This window comes from Arcobacter iocasae, from assembly GCF_042214795.1.
GTDB classification, from domain to species: Bacteria; Campylobacterota; Campylobacteria; order Campylobacterales; family Arcobacteraceae; genus Arcobacter; species Arcobacter iocasae.
In genome coordinates this window covers 311647-334628 of sequence record NZ_CP090177.1, presented here as the reverse complement: position 1 = coordinate 334628, position 22982 = coordinate 311647, and the positions used below count along the sequence as shown (strand labels likewise).

The 22982-nt window shown below is 26.7% G+C and carries 23 protein-coding genes; 14 read left to right on the top strand and 9 right to left on the bottom strand.

Annotation, left to right across the window (positions count from 1 at the left end; all coding sequences use genetic code 11):
• The first annotated feature begins 41 nt into the window (after nt 1-41).
• The 4 genes from LXN10_RS01775 to LXN10_RS01760 are packed head-to-tail and all read left to right on the top strand — an operon-like array spanning nt 42 to nt 4849.
• Nucleotides 42-1652, top strand: a complete 1611-nt coding sequence (locus LXN10_RS01775) for a hypothetical protein (RefSeq protein ID WP_375724252.1) — start codon at nt 42-44, stop codon at nt 1650-1652.
• A gap of 30 nt (nt 1653-1682) precedes the next feature.
• Nucleotides 1683-3275, top strand: a complete 1593-nt coding sequence (locus tag LXN10_RS01770; RefSeq protein WP_375724251.1) for a pentapeptide repeat-containing protein — start codon at nt 1683-1685, stop codon at nt 3273-3275.
• Nucleotides 3276-3313: 38 nt separating this feature from the next.
• Entirely contained in the window at nt 3314-3886 is a 573-nt protein-coding gene (locus LXN10_RS01765; RefSeq protein WP_375724250.1) for an ion channel, read from the top strand.
• Between the two features lie 21 nt (nt 3887-3907).
• Complete coding sequence (locus LXN10_RS01760) at nt 3908-4849, top strand: hypothetical protein (protein ID WP_375724249.1); 942 nt, start codon at nt 3908-3910, stop codon at nt 4847-4849.
• 478 nt (nt 4850-5327) lie between these two features.
• Here LXN10_RS01760 and LXN10_RS01755 read toward each other — a convergent pair whose 3' ends face one another.
• Nucleotides 5328-6509, bottom strand: a complete 1182-nt coding sequence (locus LXN10_RS01755; RefSeq protein WP_375724248.1) for a hypothetical protein — start codon at nt 6507-6509, stop codon at nt 5328-5330.
• A 767-nt stretch (nt 6510-7276) separates the two neighbouring features.
• Here LXN10_RS01755 and LXN10_RS01750 point away from each other — a divergent pair.
• Nucleotides 7277-7594, top strand: coding sequence for a nucleotidyltransferase family protein (locus tag LXN10_RS01750; RefSeq protein WP_375724247.1), 318 nt, complete (start codon nt 7277-7279; stop codon nt 7592-7594).
• A complete protein-coding gene (locus tag LXN10_RS01745; protein ID WP_375724246.1) occupies nt 7587-7949 on the top strand; it encodes a HepT-like ribonuclease domain-containing protein in 363 nt (120 codons plus the stop codon). The genes LXN10_RS01750 and LXN10_RS01745 overlap by 8 nt, the downstream gene beginning before the upstream one ends.
• A 72-nt stretch (nt 7950-8021) precedes the next feature.
• Here the strand turns inward: LXN10_RS01745 and LXN10_RS01740 are convergent, their stop codons facing one another.
• From LXN10_RS01740 to LXN10_RS01720, 5 genes are all read right to left on the bottom strand, one after another.
• A complete protein-coding gene (locus tag LXN10_RS01740; RefSeq protein WP_375724245.1) occupies nt 8022-8513 on the bottom strand; it encodes a hypothetical protein in 492 nt (163 codons plus the stop codon).
• Between the two features lie 109 nt (nt 8514-8622).
• Nucleotides 8623-9489 (bottom strand): DMT family transporter, encoded by an 867-nt coding sequence (locus tag LXN10_RS01735; protein ID WP_375724244.1) that lies wholly within the window; start codon nt 9487-9489, stop codon nt 8623-8625.
• 40 nt (nt 9490-9529) lie between these two features.
• Nucleotides 9530-9778, bottom strand: a complete 249-nt coding sequence (locus LXN10_RS01730) for a rhodanese-like domain-containing protein (protein ID WP_375724243.1) — start codon at nt 9776-9778, stop codon at nt 9530-9532.
• A 3-nt stretch (nt 9779-9781) separates the two neighbouring features.
• A complete protein-coding gene (locus LXN10_RS01725; RefSeq protein WP_375724242.1) occupies nt 9782-9928 on the bottom strand; it encodes a hypothetical protein in 147 nt (48 codons plus the stop codon).
• A gap of 120 nt (nt 9929-10048) precedes the next feature.
• The gene (locus tag LXN10_RS01720; protein ID WP_375724241.1) at nt 10049-11737 is read right to left on the bottom strand and encodes a protein adenylyltransferase SelO; all 1689 of its coding nucleotides are present in this window, start codon (nt 11735-11737) and stop codon (nt 10049-10051) included.
• 186 nt (nt 11738-11923) lie between these two features.
• Between LXN10_RS01720 and LXN10_RS01715 the strand changes: the two genes are divergently transcribed.
• Nucleotides 11924-12322 (top strand): hypothetical protein, encoded by a 399-nt coding sequence (locus LXN10_RS01715; protein ID WP_375724240.1) that lies wholly within the window; start codon nt 11924-11926, stop codon nt 12320-12322.
• Between the two features lie 98 nt (nt 12323-12420).
• A complete protein-coding gene (locus LXN10_RS01710; protein ID WP_375724239.1) occupies nt 12421-12882 on the top strand; it encodes a hypothetical protein in 462 nt (153 codons plus the stop codon).
• Here LXN10_RS01710 and LXN10_RS01705 read toward each other — a convergent pair.
• On the bottom strand, nt 12879-13208 hold the full coding sequence (locus LXN10_RS01705; protein WP_375724238.1) for a hypothetical protein: 330 nt from the start codon (nt 13206-13208) through the stop codon (nt 12879-12881). The two genes, LXN10_RS01710 and LXN10_RS01705, sit on opposite strands and share 4 nt — an antisense overlap.
• Nucleotides 13209-13415: 207 nt before the next feature.
• Here LXN10_RS01705 and LXN10_RS01700 point away from each other — a divergent pair, with 207 nt between their 5' ends.
• The 3 genes from LXN10_RS01700 to LXN10_RS01690 are packed head-to-tail and all read left to right on the top strand — an operon-like array spanning nt 13416 to nt 17178.
• Entirely contained in the window at nt 13416-14018 is a 603-nt protein-coding gene (locus tag LXN10_RS01700) for an arylesterase (RefSeq protein WP_375724237.1), read from the top strand.
• A complete protein-coding gene (locus LXN10_RS01695) occupies nt 14018-14680 on the top strand; it encodes an ABC transporter ATP-binding protein (protein WP_375724236.1) in 663 nt (220 codons plus the stop codon). The genes LXN10_RS01700 and LXN10_RS01695 overlap by 1 nt, the downstream gene beginning before the upstream one ends.
• A complete protein-coding gene (locus tag LXN10_RS01690; protein WP_375724235.1) occupies nt 14674-17178 on the top strand; it encodes an ABC transporter permease in 2505 nt (834 codons plus the stop codon). The genes LXN10_RS01695 and LXN10_RS01690 overlap by 7 nt, the downstream gene beginning before the upstream one ends.
• A gap of 14 nt (nt 17179-17192) precedes the next feature.
• Here the strand turns inward: LXN10_RS01690 and LXN10_RS01685 are convergent, their stop codons facing one another.
• Nucleotides 17193-17597, bottom strand: coding sequence for a DUF350 domain-containing protein (locus LXN10_RS01685; RefSeq protein WP_375724234.1), 405 nt, complete (start codon nt 17595-17597; stop codon nt 17193-17195).
• A gap of 235 nt (nt 17598-17832) precedes the next feature.
• Between LXN10_RS01685 and LXN10_RS01680 the strand changes: the two genes are divergently transcribed.
• Nucleotides 17833-18507, top strand: a complete 675-nt coding sequence (locus tag LXN10_RS01680) for a response regulator transcription factor (RefSeq protein ID WP_375724233.1) — start codon at nt 17833-17835, stop codon at nt 18505-18507.
• Nucleotides 18497-19879, top strand: a complete 1383-nt coding sequence (locus LXN10_RS01675; protein ID WP_375724232.1) for an ATP-binding protein — start codon at nt 18497-18499, stop codon at nt 19877-19879. Before LXN10_RS01680 ends, LXN10_RS01675 begins: the two co-directional genes overlap by 11 nt.
• 265 nt (nt 19880-20144) lie before the next feature.
• Here the strand turns inward: LXN10_RS01675 and LXN10_RS01670 are convergent, their stop codons facing one another.
• Nucleotides 20145-22406, bottom strand: coding sequence for a glutamine--tRNA ligase/YqeY domain fusion protein (locus LXN10_RS01670; protein WP_375724231.1), 2262 nt, complete (start codon nt 22404-22406; stop codon nt 20145-20147).
• A 210-nt stretch (nt 22407-22616) separates the two neighbouring features.
• Here LXN10_RS01670 and LXN10_RS01665 point away from each other — a divergent pair, with 210 nt between their 5' ends.
• Nucleotides 22617-22973 carry a hypothetical protein gene (locus tag LXN10_RS01665; RefSeq protein WP_375724230.1) on the top strand — a complete coding sequence of 119 codons (357 nt, stop codon included), beginning with the start codon at nt 22617-22619 and terminating at the stop codon, nt 22971-22973.
• The last annotated feature ends 9 nt before the right edge of the window (nt 22974-22982 follow it).

The window sequence follows — 22982 nt, the reverse complement described above, 5'->3', positions numbered from 1 at the left end:
AATTATAATAGATAATTAAATATTTTAAGGGGAGTAATGAATTGTTTAATAAAGTGAATGAATATAATGAACTGATAAAGAAATTGGATGATACTAATGTAATATTAAATGATATGTTTAGTGTAATGAAAGAAAATCAAAATCAGTTTAAAAATGAGATAAATGAAAAAATTGATTTAATGTTAACTAGGTTTTTTAAACTATTTGAACTTCATGATATTCATATTAATGAAATACCTATAGTAATTGATAAAAAATTCAATATTACTTATTATGATATATCCTCTAAAGAAAAATTGTTAAAAAAAATATCCCATGAGTTATTAGAATGGGTTGCTTCATTTTTTTCAATTAACATCAATTGGTTAGTTGGAGAAAATGATTATATGTATGAAACTCACCATTTTGATAAGGATATTTTTGGATTTTGTAAGATGATTAATTCTATATCTAAGGAATATGATATTTATGATATTCATCTTTTAAAAGATTTTGAACTGGATGTAAATATTGATGAAAATAATAATACGAGACAATACGTATATCCCATATGCCAAATTAAGATTTTAGAATTAAATGGTAAGTATATATATAAATATATTGTATTTGAAGATTACCATTGGGATTATAAACGTACAAGAATTGAATTAAAAGTTATGGTATATTTGATTTACAAAAAATATGTTGATTATTATAAGTCTAATGTTTATATAAAAGGTTATGATATTGGCAAAGACATGGACTATTATTCATTTATAAAAGGTGAGACTTCATATAATCAGTTACATTGTTTTGGATATAGTTGGTACCCTGAAGATTATGTTGATGACCCTTTGGATAGTTATGTTGCTAAGGACACAGAGGAAAGACAAGAAGTTTTAGAATATATTGAATATTGGAAGTTACTAGAGAATTTAAATGAAGATTTAGAGTATTATTCTTTGAATTCCAATAATTTAAATAGTACTAAAAACAAAAAAAAAGATATAAACTTGCATGAAATAGATAAAAACCCTGAAAAAATTGTTCTTTTAGTAGAAGGTGAAACTGATAAATTACACTTAGAAAAAGCATTCGAAGTATTATATGACAAACCACATAATTTTACTATTATTCATTTTGATGGAGTTATTAAGCTAGAAAGGTCTTTAATTAATTCTACAGAAATATTCAGTAAACATATATCTAATAATCCAATTATAGCGATTTTTGATGCAGATGATACAGGATTAAAGAGTTTTGAGAAGGTTGTGAAAAATAAGATTGATAATAATATTGGAATTATAAAATCTTTAAATAATCTCTATGCAATAACCTTACCATTACCTCAAAAAGATTTAAAAGGTATATGTGAGATAGAGTATCTATACCCTAAAGAGTTTTTACATCAAAATGAAATTTTAAAATATGCAGATAATAGAAGAATTATTGAATTAGCAGAAAATAATATTAATGAGATATCAAAGGTTTTTCAAGATATTGAAGCAAATAAAAAACTTAAAAATATAAAATATTATAAAATAGACGAAAACCTAAAAACAAATTTTGCTAAAAGTATTTTTGATAGAGAGAATTTGGATAAGTCAATTTTTGAATCTTTTCATCCTTTATTTGAATTAATTGATAAAATATTTAGAAATAGGAAAAATTAAAAACTGTTAAATTATCAAAGGTAGACTTATATGCAGAATGACTCAGGAATGAATTTATTACAGAGTGAATTAGAGCGTTTAGAAGACTCTTTAGTATCTTCAACAAATCAAAATAGAACATATATGTGGTTTTATTTTACTTTTTTAATTTATTTTACGTATGTTATCGGAACAATAGATAATACAATATTATTAAAAGATAATATTAAGGTTATAATACCAGTTTTGGGTTTTAATATAGACTTAGAAATGTTTTTATCTATATTACCATTGGTTATACTAATATTACATTATGTTTTTCTCTATAATCTATCCCATCATTCAAAACGATTAAAAGTATGGTTAACGAGTTCAGGGAAAAGAACTTCATATAATTTGTTTAATAAATTACCAATTTTTGTTTTTAATGAGGTTATATTTGATGAAAAAGAACAAAGTAAACTTTATGTAGTAATAAATTTCTTTTATTTTTTTATGCCATTCTTTTTAATAATATATGCATTTTCTTTTAGTGTAAGGTTTGATTATCTTATAATTAATATTCTATATTGTATTTGTACTGTTGCTTTATTAATAATTAATTTTTTGGTAGCAATAAAAACTTCGAAAATGTTTTCTGTTAAGAAAACAAAATATATTGTTATAGGATACAGTGTATTAATTTTAGAATTAGCTTTCTTATTATACTTTTTATCAAAAAATTTATATTCTTTACGTATTCAAGGGGAAGATTATTCAAAAAAAGTTGATAATAAATTTTTAATAGAAAATGCAACTGAGTACATTGAAAAAGATTTACTTAGTGTAATTTATTCCACAGGATATACTATTAAGAATAAAATTTTAAAGCATTCATATTTTGAAAAATCTTCATTTATTGGATTTGATTTTTTAAATATTGATTTTTCTGATACTTTATTTTCAGAAGTAGTCTTTGATAAAAGTGAATTTAGAAATATAAAATTTACATCAACACTTTTTTCCAATAGTGATTTTAAGAATAGTATTTTTAAAAGCAGTATTGATTCTTATAATGAAAATAAGTTTTTTTCGACTCAATTTAATATTAGAGAATTAGATTTTACACAAAGCAATTTTTATAATTCAAATTTAACTGGAGTAATATTTGATGATGTAAAATTTAATAAAACAAAATTTGATTCATCTAACTTAGATGGTGCAAGAATTGATTATAGAGGAATATCATCAGATAATAATAATTTAATAACATTTACAGATAAATCTTCAATGAAAAGTGCCCACCTTTTAATTGCAACTGCCAATTTTAATAGAATTAATTTTGAAGAAATTAATTTGGATGGTACTTATTTTTATTACTATGAAAAAGACTACATGGATAATAAATCTTTTAATAAAATTAAGTCAAATTCGAAAGGATTATTATTTTTAGATTCAATAGGAAATCAAGAGAAAGAGAAAGATTTTTTTGATGTTCGAAAAAGTCAAATTTGTTCAAATTATTATTTGGTAAAACCATTATTAAACTTTCAAATTGAATTTGGTGCTGGTAGAGATATAGTCAAGAAGTTTAATTCAAAATATAAAGATGAAATGTTAGAGTATGTAAATAAAAATTGTTATTATTATTTAAAACATATATAGATATGTTAAAATAGATTTATTTTGTAATAGGGAGTAAGATGCAGTTAAGTATTGCAATTAACACAGTTATTTATTATATAATTTTGATGATAGTGATTGTATTGTCTTTTTTTAAAATAGGAATATACATTGTTCCTATTCTTTTATTTATTATGCTGTATATATTAACGATATTGACTCCCTTACATTTGTCTTGGGAAAAAGAAATGCCTTATGGTAGCATAGTACGTAGTTTTGTAATATACATATTTTTTGCAATTCTTATATATGCAATTATGTATTTTAAGAGTGGGTTAATAATAAATGGAAAATTGATTGATGTAGATTTTTTAACATCAATTTACTTTAGTGGTACTACGTGGACAACAGTTGGATATGGAGATATCTCTGCACCTAAAAATATTAGAATTCTAACTACTATAGAAGCAATAAATAGTTATTTTGCAATGGCTATATTAGTATCAATAATAGTATCTTGGTTTAATGATGTAAGAAGTGCTTCTAAAGAATATCTTAATTGGATTAGAAGTTCAAGTAAAGAAGATATCGAAAAAGTTACTGGAATAAATTTTGATGATTTGGAAAAAGAAATTAATAAAAAGAAAAAATGAAATAATTATTAAGGATTTTACTTGACTATTTTTTTTAGATATGTATATAAACTTTTGATTTTTTTTTCTGTAGTTAGTGGTATTTATAGTTTGTATGATACAATATTTTCTAATAATGACTATGAGCTAAACCTATATTTGCTAAAGACAAATAAAATAATTGAAAATAATACAAACATATCAGATTTAAAAATTATTTATAAAGACACTAAAATAAATAGACTGTTTAAACATGAATTTATTTTAAAAAATGATGGTAGAAAGGCTATTCCTAGTGAGTTCATTCATGAAAAAATAAAGATATCATTGAGTGATGATACAAAGCTTTTATTAGTGAATATAAACGATAAAAATTTACAATTTGATAAGAATACTTTTTTTATTGATTTTAATTTACTTAATCCTAATGAAGGTATTAGAATATCAATTTTGACAGATAAAATTTCAAAACTAAAATTAGATTATAGAATTAGAGAAATAGAAAAAATTGAAATTTTTGACCATTATCATAACCCACCTTTTATTGAGCGTGCAAAAAATATTAGTCTTTGGCTATATTTTCTTTTATTGTTTCAAATTCTAGCATTTTTTGATGGGCTATTTCTAATTGGCAGAGGAGATAAAAAGTTACAAGAAATTTTTAACTATATAAATACTATAAAATCAAATAAAAAGTTTAATAAAGACGAATATTTATTTACTTTGAGCATTCTATATTCTGAATATAGAAAGAAGATACATTTCTCATTTTTCTCAACTGATAGATTAATACAGCAAGTAAATGAGGAAATCACAAAAATAGATTTAAGTAATGAAATAGATAGATATGAACTTTCAAAGAAAATTTGTTTTTTTGTTAGAGGACTTAATTTATATGATTTAAGAGGTTCATCAGTTTATTATTCTCCAGTTCTTGTATTATTTTTAGTGGTAACTATACTAATAAAACTTTTTTATATTTAATTTTAAGAGGACAATTTTTTAAACACAAGGTTATATGATTCAAGTATACATTAGATGTTGAGCAAGATTTATTTGGGATATATTGACAGAAGAAAGAGATATTAGAGCATTTAGTAAATTAATACGAGATATTAGTATAGAATTAGAATTCAATAGAAAAATAATATTAATTTACTGTGCCCAAATTGTGCCCAAAATTAACAAAAAACGACTAAAAATGAAAAAATGATAGAGTTAAGAAGTCCGATTTTATGGTCTTTGTTGGTTTTTTATTTTTAATTTATTGCTCCCAGGTGCCGGAGCCACTTCATTTTGCGTTCAGCAAAAAAATCAATTTATTAAACAATCTTTTAAAATATTTCAGCGTTAAATCAATTTTTTGATTTACTCATTACCAGATGGTAAATCCTAAACCAAAAAATTAATTTGCCTCGAACTCTTTCAAAATCTTATTCACTAAATTGATTTGTAAAGAAAATTAATATTTTTTCCAAGTTGGCTTGCCATTAGAAATTATAAGAAATATTGCATCATAGATATATGGGATGACTTCTGCTATTTTATTAAATTCATCATCTGTAATTGTACCATTGTGTACAGCTGTAGAACAAGACTTATATGCATTTTTAAATAGATTAAATATGTTATGTTCTTCTTTTTGTTTTTTTAAATATGATGAAGCTCTTTTTCTAATTTTTAAACTTTTATCTTCTTCTGAGTTATTTAAAAATATTGATTCCATAGAAACTCGCACAGAAATGGCTCTGTCAATATTAATATTCATAGAAGCAAACTCAGAAATTTTTTTTATTGCAATAGTTAGATTATATTGTATCTTATTGTCAAGTTTTTCAAATTTTTTTAATAATTCATTAGTTTTTTTGAGTTCAATTTCGAGTATTTCAGGTGAAATACTCGGTTGAAGATAAGGTAATAATTGGTAGCTAGAATTATTTATCAAATAATCTTTTTCATCACTAATAACAGTTTTTGCAATAAGTGGAATATAATTTGATTTAAAATGTCTACTTAAAATAAGACACAAATAAACATTGTCTATTTTTTTATCTATATTTAAATAATCTTTGTATTTAAAAGCACTTAACGATGATTCTTTCAAGAAAGTAATTTTATTTTTATCTTCTTTAAATTCATATGTAAGGTACATTTCAATATTGGGTGCAAAATTACCAGAATTATAAATTGAGTAATTTCTTTTATTCATTAAGTTTTTTAAATCTACAAGTTTAACTCCATTGTCAAATTCAAAATTAATACTTTCAGTTGAAGAAAGTTTATGTAAATTACCTAATAAGTAAACTCTATATAAGTAAATTTCTTTTTTTCCCACAAAAGTTTTAAAGTTATTTATTGTAGTTTTTATAGAAAATCTTTTGGCATCTTTAACTAAAATTATTGCTAAGTTTTTTATATTAATTAAATTAGAACTATTACCTATATTTTCATAATATTCATTTGTTTTTAAATCTAAAATATTTTTTATAATATTAATAAGTAAATTGAATTCTTTACTTTTTATCCATTCATATATTTCTAATTTTTCATAAAAATTATTTTGTTCAAAATAGGTATTTTCAATGTTAAAATGGTTTATTATGTCAATAAGTACGAGTTCTAAGTGTTCAAAATAATTATTCATACTATCTCCATTAAATATAACCTATTTTATCATAAAAGAATATATCAGTAATAAATTAGTATTAAAATCAAAAAAAGAGAATACCTTTCTTAGTATATTATATTTAGTAAAGTTTTACAAACTTATCTATATAAGTAAGATAAACTCTTAAATAAATTTTTTAGAAATTAGGTACCAGTTTACTAATTAATCAATTGATATTTTATTCTTCTATCCACTTTAACAGTCAAATAATCTTTCCTTAAATAAATTATAATTATCAAAGTTTTGCTAAGATAACTAAAATAAATGGAACATGGTGTTTTGGTGCACCAACGATATCAAATATTTTACATGTTACACCTGCAAACTTTAAAATATCATCTTTTGTATATTCATGCTCATATGCATTATCAAATAATTCTAGAGTTTTTTGTGATACTAGCTCTAAGTCATCACAATTAACAATATCTTCATCAAGTGATTTTACAAATTTACATGTATGTGGAAATGTTTCTAATAGCTCTTTTAACTCTTGTTCTTCAATACCTTCAAAAGTTGTGGGTACTTATGAAAAAAATCGCTTATTTCTTGAAATTTACAAACCATATGATTCCCTTGTGTTTATTTTTAATATACAAAAAGTGTACCATGTGTTTTTACTTATTATTTGAAAGAGAATAAGAATAAATAAAATAATAGCTTAGATGAAAGTCTTTTACAACTATCTTATATCACTTTATAAAAATATTTGTTATACTTACCCTAATTAAAAAGGGATTATTAAGATGTCAGTATTAGCTAAGAGTGAAATTTTATTAAAATTAAAAGAATTAAAACCACAATTTAATAAAGAGGGTTTTATTATAAAAGCATTGTTTGGTTCTTACTCTAGAGATGAAGCTACGGAAAATAGTGATATAGACATATTAGTTGAAGCTACGCCTGAATTTGCAAATAAATATGGATTTCAAGCTATTAATAGAGTAAAAGAGATTCAATCAGAAATAAGTTTATTATTTGGTATCCCTGTTGATTTAGCGGATAGTTCAGGTATGGGGAAAACTGCTAAGAAATTTATTTTAGATAGAGCAATATATGTCTAAAGAATCTATAAGTAAAATATATTTAATAATAGAAAAAATAGAGTATATTGAAGAAATAGTTAATAATATAGGAAGTATAACAAAAGCTTTAGATGATGTTATAACAATAAGACCTGCAATTTTGATGCACTTAACGGCTATTGCCGAACAATTTGATAAACTTAAAAAATCTCATGCCGATGATATATTAAGTGAATTTGATAAAGAAGACTTAAAAGGTCTATATGATGTAAGAACATATATTGCTCATGATTATGAAGGTATAAATTTAGCAATTATAGAGTGGATTATAAGAAATGGTTTACCAAAATTTAAGATGCAATCTGAAAAAGTTATTGAGAATATGGGTAATTAGATATTTGTCACCAGAATTTTTCTCGAACTAGCGTTTAATAGAGAGTGTAAAAATAACTGTAAGAGTCTTTTTTTAAATAATCACATACTTACAATTGTAACTATCATCTTTTAGTATGTTCCTTGCAGACTTATCTAATGCATCCTCATAGTGTATTACATATCTAAATTTCACATTTTTTTCTTCTAGATTATTTGTTTTGACATATTCCATTGCATTTTTATAAAATACTTTTATATCTTCTGCTGTGATTGATTTTGATTTGGAGTTGTTATTACATTTTATTAGGAATGTTTGATTGTTATTATTACAAACTATATCTATTCCTTGTTCTTTTTTATTATCTTTTGTTTCATCATAGATTACTTTATATGCTAGTTTTTCGTATTTTTCTATTGTACGGAACTCTAAGCTTTGACCTTTTTTTTCATACTCTTCATTTATATTTATTTTGTATTTTTTGCCTTTATTATCCATGAATTTTTTAAAAACAAAAATAAAAATCACTATAGGTATTAAGTGCCACACTTGAGATAAGGAACTAATTATCATTTCACTAGACATTATATTTTCTCATTTTATTCCTTATTATCAAAGTTTTGCAACAGTATATCTAATTATTTTAAATACTAATGAGAAAATAAATGAAGAGAAAATATGCTTAAAATGAGTTTTATTTTCTTTTTTTAATTATACTTGGCAGTGCATTTATAAATATGGCAAATATTACTAAGGCACCGCCTATAATTGTCATTTTTGGTGGAATTTCACTAAGAAAAAGCCATAACCAGATTGGTGCCATTGTTGTTTCTATGGTAGTGAAAAGACTTACTTCTGCAGATGTTATATATTTTGTTGAGATAAAAATAAAATACATGGCTAATGGAATTTGAATAAAACCCATAATGCTTAACCAAAATAGTGATTCTAAAGAGATATCTAAAAGCTTATCACTAAAAGCAAACATAACAGTTGCAACAAGAAAACCACTAAGAGAGATGACGAGCATTGTAGGAAAGTGTCCATACTTTCTAAATAAAGTAAGCTCCATACCCATAGTTATAGCCAAAGCTACACCAAGCAGGTCTCCTATGTAGTTTCCTGTAAATGTAAAGGAGTTTCCAAAGACAATAAATACACCTACAAAAGAGACTACTATTGCAATAACTGTTTGCTTTTTGATTTTCTCTTTTAGTAATAGATAACTAAATATGGCTGCAAAGAAAGAGGAAGTCGCTAAAAGTACGACGGTATTTGCAGCAGCTGTATATTTTACAGAAAAGACAAAAAGACAAGTTCCCAAAGCAGAGAGTATGACCAAAAAAGAAAAATTCATAAACTCTATTTTATTGACAGGAAGCCAAGATTTACTGCTACTTCGTCTCCAAAGGATCAGCATACTTATTCCCATAAAAAGACCTCTATAAAAGGAAATAACAGATGCATCCACATTAGCAAGTCTTACTAAAAGCGCATCAAAACTTACGATAAATACTCCTAATGCAGCAAGAATCATCCCTTGGACTTTTATATCTTTCAAAAAGCAAATCTCCTCAAATTATATGTAATTTATTAGTATTTTAATTTTTTTCTATTTTTCTATTTTCTTTTATCCATGATTTAATACCATGCTCTAAATGAAAGACATTTTTATATCCCATTTGTTTAGATAAAAATTCACCAACTAAACTTGTTCTATTTCCAGACCTACATATTAGAACAAAAGGTTGATTTTTATCTTTTACATATTTTGAAAATTCATTAAGCCAACTTTGAACATCATACTTTCCCTTTTCATCAAAGAACATGATTTTCTTACTTGTTGGCACAATTCATAGTTCTTCCCATTCAGGAGGAGTTCTGATATCAATAAGTATAATATTTTTATCAATTTTATTTTGAAGCATTTTAGGAGTAATTCCTTTAAAATCTCCAAATGCAAAAATAGCTAAAAATACCAATGCTAGAAATATTCTCATAGTCTATAACCTTTATCTTAATTACCAAATAATAGCTTTAAATAGTTTAATCTATATTTTCTATATTCATAAGTTCTATGTCTGCATTGTACATTTATAAATCAGAAAGTTAATATTTATCTATGAAGAGCAACTAACATGAGATATCCCAGCTATTCCAAAAAAATCTAAAGGTTTTTTTGTATAATATTTTTCTTCTATTTCACTAGTTTGTTCAGCATATGGATTTGTCATTATCCCTTGTAACTCTTGTATTAGATCATAATTTCCATTTTCTGCATCTTGATATGCTAAAACTAGATACCACTCTCTTAAAGTATATTTTGGATTAGTTAGTTTCATTTGCTTTGAAAGCTTTTCTATAGACTCTTTTGAGCTTATATCTAGATGTGATTTCCATTTTTCTAACCAATTGTTCCATCTTGATTTAATATCTTCATTTTCAAAAGTATTACTATAAAAACTTTTTGTAAGTGCCTTAACATTATCAGGTATATTTGAAAGTTCCCTAAAAAATATAGTGTAGTCAACTTTAGTCTCTAACATAAGATCAATAAGTTCAGTAAATAATTCCAAGTCAAATTTATTAATTCCTAGTTTATTCGCCCACATATTATCTATTTTTTCTTGCATAGCTAAAGGAAAACTATTTTCAATTTTTTCAAGTTCTTGCAAAGTATCAGGGGCTGAACTAAGTAATGGTTTTAAAGCACTACAAAATGATTGAAAATTTTTATAGGCGGCTTGGGGTTGATTGAAAAATGAGAAATGCAATCCTCCACCTGTCCAAGGTTGATATTTTGGGTCAAACATATCAATAAATCCAAATGGTCCATAGTCAAGTGTAAAACCTCCTGCTGCACAGTTATCACTGTTGAAGTTACCTTGACTATAGCCTACTCGTATCCAGTTAGCTACTAAAGATGTAAGACGGTCTTGAAACTGCTTTGCTAGTAAAATGATTTTTTCTTCTAAATTTAAATTTTTGTTGATTAAATCACTATACTCTCTGTCAATTAGATGTAAGACTATTTTCTCTAACTCTTCATATGCTTTTGGGTGTTCATTTTTTCTAGCTCGTCTTCCAAAAAGTTCAAGTTGTCCCACACGAATAAATGAAGGTGCTACTCTTGTAGTGACAGCCACATCTTCTTCAATCATACGCTCAGGGTCTTTTGAGTAAGAGTTATTATTAAACCATGGTCTTGTTACTTGCTCTTTTTTAGAGGTAAAAAGAGTCAAAGACCTTGATGTGGGAATACCTAAAGAGTGCATATGCTCTTGAGCTAAAAACTCACGGACACTTGATCTTAAAACTGCCCGACCATCAGCACCTCTACAGTATGGTGTTCTTCCTGCACCTTTTAGTTGAAATTCCCATCTTTTACCGTTTATCACAGCTTCAAGAATTGAAATAGCTCTACCATCCCCATATCCATTTCCAGTTTGAAAAGGGCATTGTGCATAATATTCTGTACCATAAATAGATAGGGCATATCCAGTTGCCCAGCCTATATTTTTCATAGGTTTTGGTACATTAGAGATATCACCAGAAAACATTTTGATAAAGTCTTCTGCTTTTATTAAGTTTTTTGTAAAGCCTAATTCTTCACAAAAATTAACACTGTGAGAAATATATATAGGCTCTTTTAAAGCAGTGGGCTCTACAGGTACATAGTGTCCACTAAAAACTTCTCTTGGTGTTTTATTATCTGCATTGAATTTGGTATCAGGATCACAATTAAGATTCTCTAAAAAAGAGTAATCACTCAATTTGGTAAGTTCATCAAATGTATCTATTTTTTTCATATTTATATTTATCCATTAATTTTTATTTATTAATAGTTTTAACATAAGTAATTGAAATACATGGCAATAATAAGATTTAAAAAATTTTATTAAGTCAAAAGTAAATTTGAGCATGATTTTTATCCTCTTTTATAAAAAACATATGTTAAAATCAACATTAAACAATATATATTTGAAGGTGATTTTGTGTCTATTTTTGCTTTACAATCTTTAGCTGGTGGATTTCTAGATGAAGATTTAGAACATTTTAATAAAAGATTTGATGATTGGTGTATTCATTTTGAGAGTTATGAAGATGCTATGATTATTTTAAAAACTCTTGAAAATACAGAAGCCATTGATATTGTTGAAATAACACCATTAAGTTATCCTCAATATTATTTTACTAACCTTCAAGGCACTATTTATGCTACACGACAGGTTGAAGATAAAATCATTTGTGTTGTAGAGCCATTTATGGGCGCTAATTTTAAAATTGCAGTATGTGATCTCAAAACTAAAAAAGTAAGACTATCAAAGACTTCTTATAAAAACATTCCAAATGTTGAAAGTGCTTTTGCTAATTTTGGTGATAATTTAAATTAATATTACTAAAAGTTTGATTCTATTTCTTTAGAGTACTTACTTTACTGTAAGTTGCAATTAATTATTATGACGAAGTTATTATTTTATAGGAAGAGTATATGCAAGTAAATAAATTAAAAGATTTTATAAAAGAGAACTCAGCTTTGATATATGAGTTTATTAATAGTGAAGTATTAAAAGGGGTAGGGAGAATTCATCCAGCTTATTTTGAAAAGATTGTAAATGATATGTTTACTAAACAATCTGAGTTAAATATAAGTGAAAAGAACCTAAATCCAAATATATTCCCATATTTTATCTTTACACAAGTAGAGGGAAAGGGAAAGCTTGATTATACTTCTTTGCGAGTTGAAACAATAAAGTTTGATGAAATAGACAAAGAGTCTTCTGTTTATTATAATTATGCACGATTTTCTCTAAAAGACGACTCTTTATATATAGATTTGATGCAAAGCAAAATAGGCGGTATGCCTATTGATGAAGACATTGTTAAATTTACAAAAAAAATACCTATAAAAAGTTCTGCTTTAGAAGAGTTTATTAGTAAAAATAAAGATTAATCTATAGTTTCTATATTCACAAGTTCTATGTCTGCACAATCTTTTTTTGTAAGTTTTCTTGTCTTTGCATCCTCTTCTGCAAGTGATATTAAATCTGCAAAATCATTTTTATTTACTTCAAATTGATAGAGTTCTTTTTGAGTTTCTAGTTTTATTTTTGTATCACTTTCTTTTGTAATAATATCAATATTTCTAATCCCTTTTGCAAATTCACTTTTTATCATTTTGGCTACTTTGTCATTTTCAAATAGTTTTTCTAGGGTGAGTTCTAAGTTGAAGTCATTTTTACACAGTATTTTATAGGTTACTATCATTTTGCCATCCATTTTTTGTCCTTATCTATCTTTATTGGTGTTATTGTATCAGTAAAAAATGGTAATATTTAAAAATATTACAACTTGTAATATTTTATATTTATAATAATTAAAAATTTTGCTAGCAGTTTAGTTAATCTGAGTCTTAAAATTATGTTAATTTTTACCCAATCTACTTCCTTTTAATAAAAAAGTTTTTGATTTTAGATAGTATTACCTATGAAAAAAATTATACTAATCTTATTTTTAATCACTCTTCAGATTGTCAATGCTAAAGACGATACGATTCTTTTTTTGGGAGATTCTTTAACAGAAGGGCTTGGTGTCAATAAAGAAGATGCTTTTCCTAGTCTTGTTGAGAATATGATTCACTCTAAACTCAAAAAAGATATTACAGTTATAAATGGGGGAGTTAGTGGTTCTACTACAAGTGATGGGCTCTCGCGTCTTAAATGGTATATGAAAAAGAAGCCATATCTTATATTATTAGCTCTTGGTGCTAATGATGGTCTTCGAGGTTTAAACCTCAAACAAAGTCAGAAAAATCTTGAAGAAATAATCAACTATGCCCAAAAATCAAAGGCAAAAGTTCTACTAGCAGGAATGCTTATGCCTCCTAATTATGGACCTGAATATACACAGCGTTTTGAAAAAATGTATCAGCAAATAAAAGCTAAATACAAGTTAAGAAGTATGCCCTTTTTATTAGAGGGGATTGCTGGAAAAAAAGAGTTTAATCAAAGAGATGGCATTCATCCAAATGTTGAAGGTCATAAATATATTGCAAAAAAAGTTTTTGAATTTATAAAGGAAGACCTCTAATGTTAGAATTAAGAACACTGAAAAAATCATATCTTCAAGGCTCACAAAATATTGAGATATTTGAAAATCTAAACTTTCACTTAGAAGAGGGGGAAAGAGTAGCTATCATGGGAAAATCAGGAAGTGGTAAATCAACACTACTTTCTCTTATCTCAGGGATTATCAAACCAAATTCTGGTGATATTTCTTTAAACTCTACTTCTTATAAAGATTTACAAGAGAGTGAATTAAATGATTTTAGAGCTACAAATATAGGGTTTATTTTCCAAAACTTTCATTTAGTCTCTTATTTAAATGCCCTTGAAAATGTGATGCTTCCTGCAAAAGTTTGTAATATTGCAAAGCCAAAAGAAAAAGCAATAGAACTATTAAAAAGTGTAGGGCTTTCTCATAGACTAGATCATCTTCCTTCACAACTAAGTGGTGGTGAAAAACAGCGGGTTGCTATTGCAAGGGCACTTATTCATAATCCTAAGATAATCTTAGCAGATGAACCAAGTGGAAATTTAGATGATGAGACTGGCAATGCAGTTATGGATATACTTTTTGAACTAATAAAAAAGAACAATATGACTTTGATTTTAGTGACTCACTCAAAAGATGTTGCTGCTCGTTGTGAAAAGACTTATGAATTAGTTTCTGGAAGTTTAACTCAATGTTAGTATTAGAACTTGTTTTTAAGGCTTTGGCTCGTTCAAAGTCTTTTAGCTTGATATTTATATTAAACTTTTGTTTAGCTATTGCCTCACTTTCATATTTACAGTTTTTTAAAGGAAGTATAGAACACTCGCTAGATACAAAAGCAAAGGTTTTATTAGGTTCTGACCTTGTTGTATCTTCAAGGTTTCCTATAAGTGACCAAGAAAAACAAGACATCAAAAACAAACTTCCTGCAATAAAAGATTTTAATGAAGGTATTTCAACTGTTAGTATGATAGCTTCTAAAAAAAGAGCTAGGCTAATGGAAGTAGTCAAGGTAAATGAAGGTTATCCTTATTATGGGGGATTGGTTTTTAAAGATAAATCTACTTATCCACAAGAAGAAGCCCAACCAAAATCAAATGAAGTTTGGGTCTATCAGGAGGTTTTAGATTTACTTGGTTTAAAACAAGGTGATAGTTTAAAAATCGGTCAAGAAAGTTTTATTATAAAAAAAGTCATTGAAGAAGACTCCTTAAAAACAGTAAGCTTTAGTGGTTTTATGCCTAAGATTTATATAAGTGAAGAGGGACTAAAAAAAACCAAACTCTTACAGTTTGGCTCTACTGCTAGATACAAATTAAACTATGTTTTTAAAGAAAATTTAGACAATGATAAATTAGAAAAAATTGAAAATCAGTTAGAAAAAAGTGTCGATCAAAACTTGAGAGTTCTTTCTCCCAATGATGGAAAAGACAGATTACTTCGTGTTTTGACATTCGTTACAGATTTCTTGTCTTTGGTTTCACTTGTTTCTTTCTTTTTGGGTTTAGTTGGACTTATTTATCTATATTCTGGTTTTTTAAGAAAGCATCAAAAAGACATTACTATTTTAAGCGACTTGGGACTTAGTAAAAAAAGTTTAGGTATTACATATATTTTGCACCTCTTTGTATTGATTACAATATCTACTGTTATTGTTTTTTCACTTATGAGTCTGTCTGCACAGTTTATAGGTCCTATTATCAAAAAACTTGTGGATTTCAATTTTGATTTTTCATTGGACTATTACTTTTTCTTAAAATCATCACTTGTATTAATACTTTTGAGTTTAAGTATAGGATTACCATTGATTTTGCCTTTCCTTCAAAGAACAAAGCAATCATTTTCTAAGATAATTATTAGTTTTATTCCTTTTATTACAGTTTTATTAATAATATCTCATTTTGTAACGCCTGCTAAAAATGTAGGTATTCTTTTTGCTTTAGCAATGTTAATCCTTATCATCTTATTTTTTGCAATTGGCTCTTTAGTTTTAAGAAAATTTGATTTTTCAGGGCATTTGGAAAATCTATCTTTATCCTTGGCTTTAAAAAATATTGTTAGACAAAAGAAGACATCTCTGACTTTGTTTACAGCAATACTTTTGTGTACGACTTTTTTTAGTCTTATTCCTCAGATTGGCTCATCTTTATCAAGTGCTTTGACCCAAAGTGCTGATGAAAGACCAAGGTTTTTTGTAATTGATGCAAAAGAGGAGCAAATAAAAGATATAAAAACCCAAGTTGAGAATATGGGAGCACGATTAGAAAATATTTCACCCATGATTCGAGGGAGAATAATAAAAGTAAATGATGTGGATTTTACAAATCATTCTAAAAAAAGTGGAAGCGAAGAACTAAAAAAAGAGAAAAATGAACTTAAAAATAGGGCAGTAAATCTTTCATATAGAAGTGGGCTCAAAAAAAGTGAACAAATTGTTGAAGGGCGAGACTTTAGTGGAGTATACAACTCAAAAGATTTTTCTAAACCAATAGAGGTAAGTGTTGAAAAAAGATATGCAAATAGAAGAGCAATAAAATTAGGTGACCGTCTTGTTTTTGATATCTTAGGTCTTGAATTAAAAGCAGTTGTAGTAAATATAAGAACCGTAAAGTGGACTGAATTTGTACCAAACTTCTTTTTGATTTTGCAAGATGGTGCTTTAGATGATGCTCCTAAAACTATACTAGCAACTATTTCTTCAGGGAATTATGATGCAACTGCTATGCTGATAAAGCTGACTGAGCTTTTCCCGAGTTTGACTGTTATTGATGTAAAAAGTTTATTTGAGACTTTTTCAAACCTTGTAAAAAATGTCACAGAAATAACTGATAATATGAGTCTTTATTCCATAATTATTGGGCTTCTTATGAGTTTTATTATTATTCAGTATCAAATGAATTTACAAAAAAACAATATATTAAGACTAAAAATGATTGGAGTAAAAAATAAAACCATCAGAAACTCTTTTTTAATAGAATTTGGGGTAATCTCATTTTGCGCAAGTTCTTTGGGAATCGTTTTAGGAAGTATTGGTTCATATATTATAAGTAACATACTTTTTGAGTCTTATTGGGATTTTAGACCAGATGTTTTATTGTTGTACTTTTTCTTTATACCAATTTTGACCATCTTGATTGTTAGCTTTTTTACTTCAAGAATGATTCACCAAAAAGAGAATATTCTTTTTGGTGAGTAGTTAATCAATGAGTTTTAGTAACTCATTGATCCTGCATTTAAAAGTCCAATTGAGATTGATAAAAATGCCATTAAAATCCCCACAGATATGATTCCATCAGAAATCTTTGTTTTAAAAGAGTATTTTCCCCCAAGTCTTGTTACAATAAATGCAAAAATTAATTGAATCAAAATAGCAACTGTTCCCCAAATAGCAAAATCTATATACGATATAGAGTTAACTAAGGCACTATATAAAGGAATAGAAACCCCAATAATAGCTCCACCAAAACCAAGTGCTGCTGCTAGATTATTGTCCTCAAAAATAAGTTTATAATCATCATAAGGTGTAACAACTGCATACAAATAAAGAAAAATAATCACTAAAATAATAGCTGTAAGAAAGAAGCCAAGAAAGCCTATAAATAATCCTATTTCCATTTTAAATCCTTTTTTGAAATCTTATCTAAAAGTAGCTATATGCTTTATTATGGTATTTGTAATAACATTTATTATTAAAATTGTTAAGAAATTGTCAAGAACTATACACTTTGTAACTTTGCAAATTGATAATATAATAACTACTTGACTAAAATGAATTAACTACAGGAGGATTATTTAGATTTTTTTGTTAAAATATATTGCAAATAAGATATGATAATTGAAAAGGTGAGATATGAAAAAAGTATTACTAGTTGAAGATGACTTAGTTTTACAAAACTTGATAAATGAGTATTTGGAAGAATATAATTATTTATGCAGTGCCTTTTCAAATCCAATAGATGCCTTGGAGTCATTTAAAAAAAAACCAGATGATTTTACTATCGCTATACTTGATTTAGGTCTTCCTCTTATGGATGGTTTTGATTTGTTTAAAAAATTAAAAGAGATAAAAAATATTCCTATTCTTATATCAACAGCAAGGGATGATATAGGTAACAAAATCTATGGATTTGAACTTGGGACAGATGATTATCTTTCAAAACCATATGAGCCTAGGGAACTGATTCTTAGAGTTGAAGCCATCTTAAAAAGATACAATAAAGCAGATTTTCTTAAAATACATGACCTAAGTATTGATTTAAATAGCTCAAGCGTTTTTTTAAGTGATGTTGAAATAGAGTTTACTAAAGTTGAAAAAGAGATTTTTTTATTATTTGTAAATAATTTAAATAAAATCATATCAAGAGAAGATATAGTAAAAGAGACTTCACTTAATGATGATACAAAAAACAGAACAATAGATACTCATATTAGTAATATTAGATTTAAGATTGATGATAATTCCAAGGAACCTAAATATATAAAATCTATTTGGGGTATTGGGTATAAGTTTTTTTATGACAATTAGAAAACGACTATTTATATCATTTTGCTTAATCTTATTGATTGTTGCTTTTATTATTGGAGTGTTTTTTTATACAATTTATAATCTAAATAGCATCAATTCTCAACAAAAACATAGGTATGATCAATTAATAAGAATGGAAAAGCTAAAAGAGTTTAGTAACTCTTATTCATGGATAGTGCTTGATATTATAACGGACTTTGACAAGATACAAATAGTAAAGGATCGAATCAATAAAGCAAATGTACTCTTTGAAAATTTGAGTACTCAAAAAACTAAAATCATAAATAATTCTGAATCAAAAGAAGAAGAAAGAAGTTTAGTTTTGATTTTTTCATATTTTGAGACTATGCAAAAATCAATAAGTGAAGAATTATATACTTTAGTGCTTAATAAAAATACTGATTTTATTGCCTTTAATAAAAAGTTTGAACAAGTAAATATGCATAGTCAAAAACTACTTGAAGAAGAGATAAAATATTTACAAGAAAAATTAACTCAAACTCAAAATAAAAGAGATGACTTTTTAGATACTATAAAACTTGAATTAGTTATTTTATTTATTGTCTTATTTTTACTTAGTTCTATCATCTCTTCAAAGATTATAAATGAGATAAAAGATAAGCTTGATAAATTAAATCAAGGTGTTTTACATTTATTTAAAAATGATGAAAAAATTATAAAAGTAGACATTGGACGCAATAATGAGCTTAGTGTGATAACCGAAAATTTAAACTCATATTTAGAAAAACAAGCAAATATTATATATTCAAGAGAAGAGCTTTTACGAAATATTAGTCATGAATTAAAAACCCCAATTACGAAGGGAAAGTTCATGCTTCGAAAAATCAAAAATAAAGAAGATAATCAAATACTAAAAGATATAAATACAATCTTTTATGATATTGAAAAGCTTACAAGTAAACTTTTACAGAGGGAAAAACTAAACTTTGCAGTTTTAAAAAGAAGTAAATTTAAAGTGAGTTCTTTAATACTAGAATCTTTATCTAAACTCTCTATTGAAAATGAGTCAAATGTAACAGTCAATATTAAAAATGATTTTAATATTGAAGCAGATTTTTATTATCTAACTATTGCCCTTAAAAACTTGATTAGCAATGCTATGAAATATGCTAAAGAGTTTCCAATAGTAATAGAAAGTTGTGATGATGGAATTTATGTAAAAAATATCGCAAATGAACTTTCAAATGATTTAATATATTACATCCAACCTTTCACAAGAGAGCCAAACCAAGAAGAAGGTCATGGTTTGGGCCTAAATATTGTAAATAAAATATTAGAGCTTCATGGATTTGATTTAAAATATACCCATAAAGACTCATATAATATATTTAAAATAATATTTAAAATTTAGATTTTAGCTAGCTAATGCACTAGATAAAAATCCTAATCCTAAAAATACTACAACATTTACTATTATTAAGTTTCTTAAGAATTCCATGATAGTTCCTTTTTAGTAATTTTCTTATAATTTAATTTTAGTATATTTCTGCAAAGTTAAAAAGGGTATAGTTCTTGACATGTTCTTAACAATTTTTGAGTGTGAGAGTTTATGGTAAAAGAAGTAACTTAATAGTTACTTCTAATTAGCTTCATATAAAAATGATGAGGTATTTATATTATTTCAACTTCTGTGCTACAAGTTCATTTACAACTTGTGGATTTGCTTTTCCACCAGTATTTTTAAGAACTTGTCCTACAAAGAAACCTAATAGTTTTGTATTGCCTGCTTTGAATTTCTCAACATTGTCTGGATTTTTTGAGATAATTTCATCGATAATTGGTAAGATTACTGATGGGTCACTTATTTGTACTAGTCCTTTTGCTTCAACTATTTTTGCTGGATTCTCTCCGGATTTACACATTTCCTCAAATACTTGTTTTGCAATTTTACTTGAAATAGTTTCTTCATCTACCATTTTAATAAGTTGTGCTATTTGAACTGCTGTAAATTTCAACTCATCTGCTTGTTTTTCTTTTAACTCTTTAGCTATATCATTTGCTACTATATTTGCTATTGCAACAGGGCTATTCAGCTCTGATAATGCCTCTTCATAAAATGATGAAAGCTTTTCATCTCTTGCTAAGATATTTGCAACTTCACTATTTAATTTAAATTGAGTTGTATATTTATCAAATAGTGCTTTTTCTTTCTCATTTAACGCTTGGGCTTCACCATGCACTTGTGCATTTTTTATTTCTTGTTTAGGCGCAGCTTTTACTGTCTCTTCAACTACTTTTGTTTTTTTAGCCCAAGAGTCTTTTAGTCCTACTATTTTATTAAATACTGGATTTTCATCTGTGTAATCAATTGGGTCAGCATAAAAATACCCTTGTCTTTCAAATTGGAATCTAACATCAGCTTTATCAGTTATAACAGCTGGCTCAATAAGTGCATTTTTAATAACATGTAAAGAATCAGGGTTTAAATCTTCTAATCCATCAGGAGCTTCGCAAGAGTATAATCTGTCATAAAGTCTTACTTCGATTTTTTTTGCCTCTTTTGCATCAACCCATTGAATAGCACTTTTAACCTTGATACCACTTGTATCTGAACCACTTTTAGAATCAGCATTATACTCAGCTTTTATTTCTGTAATATTTCCATTTGCATCTTTAATTACTTCTTTACAAGTGATGATATAAGCATGTCTTAATCTTACTGGTTGTTCTAGTGTAAGACGATTGTAGTCTTTTTGTGGATTTTCAGAAAAATCTTCTCGTTCGATATAAAGTTCTTTTGAAAAAGGTATTTTTCTTGAACCATCTTTTGGAACATCATGTGGATAGTATGAAGCCTCAATGCTTTCACTTCCTTCATAGTTTTCAATGGTAACTTTTATTGGGTCAAGTACACACATCACTCTTGGTACTTTTGTATTTAAATCATCTCTGATACAAAATTCAAGTTGAGATACATCTACCATAGAGTTTGCTTTTGCAATTCCTATTTGGTCACAAAAGTTTAAAATAGACTCAGGTGTATATCCTCTTCTTTTGTATCCAGCAATTGTAGGCATACGAGGGTCATCCCAACCACTTACATATTTACCTTCAACTAGTTCTAAAAGCTTTCTTTTACTCATAACTGTATAGTTGATACCAAGTCTTGCAAACTCGTGTTGATAAGGTCTTGGTGGTGTTAATTTAAGAGTATCAAGTACCCAATCATAAAGTTCACGGTTATTTTCAAATTCTAGTGTACAAATAGAGTGAGTAACACCTTCTGTATAATCTGACAGACAATGGGCAAAATCATACATAGGATAAACATACCACTCATCTCCTGCTCTATAATGGTGAGCATGTCTGATTCTGTATAAAAGAGGGTCTCTCATTTTCATGTTAGAAGCCGACATATCAATCTTAGCTCTTAAAATATGTTCACCATCTTTAAACTCACCCTTTTTCATTCTCTCAAAAAGGTCTAAGTTCTCTTCAATAGAACGATTTGCATATTTACTTCGTTTCCCTGCTTGTGTAACAGTTCCTCTGTATTCTCTTATCTCTTCTTCATCTAGACTATCAACATATGCTTTACCCATTTTAATAAGTTCAATAGCATAATCATAAAGTTTAGAAAAATAATCAGAAGTATAATACTCTGTTTCTCCCCACTCAAAACCAAGCCATTTTACAGCATCTTTAAGAGCCTCAACATATTTTGTATCTTCTTTAGTAGGATCTGTATCATCCATTCTAAGGTTGCAGTGTCCACCAAAGTCTCGTGCAATACCAAAATTTATACAGATAGATTTAGCATGTCCTATATGTGGAAAGCCATTTGGCTCCGGAGGAAATCTTGTAACTACTTCTTTGTATTTGCCTGACTTTAAGTCTTCTTCAACTTTGACTCGTAAAAAATCTTTGTGCTCACTCATTATTAATAAACCTTTTAAATAAACTTCGTTTTGATTGTGAAACTATTATTAGGGCTGTATTTTATCAAATTAGTGCTTAGACAAAGAGTTTATTATTATTTTCTTGTAAACTATTAGAAATATTTTCTAAGTTTATTAATTGCCATAAATAAGGTACTAATGATTAGTTATTTTATATATGATAATAAGATTTAAATTATGGAGATATATATGCCACATATAGTATTGGAAAAAGCAAAAAATGTAAAAGAGTGCTACGATGCAATTGAGCCAATGATGCAACAGCTTGAAAAAGGAATACTTAAAATAACAAATAAGTATATAGATTACAAAGAAAACTCAGCACTAATAGAGAGTATTTCAATAGAAGATGGCAAAACTCAAAACTTTTTTATACAACTATCAAGTAAAGGTGAAGCAGTAACTGTAAGACTTTTCCCACTTACTGATCCTGAAAAAACAAAAGGTGTTAAAGCACTTATGGGAATAGTTGCAAAAAAGATAAAAGATTCAAATGTAGAAATAAATTATGGTAAAACAAATTTGCAGGATTTTTTAATAGAGTAATTATATTAA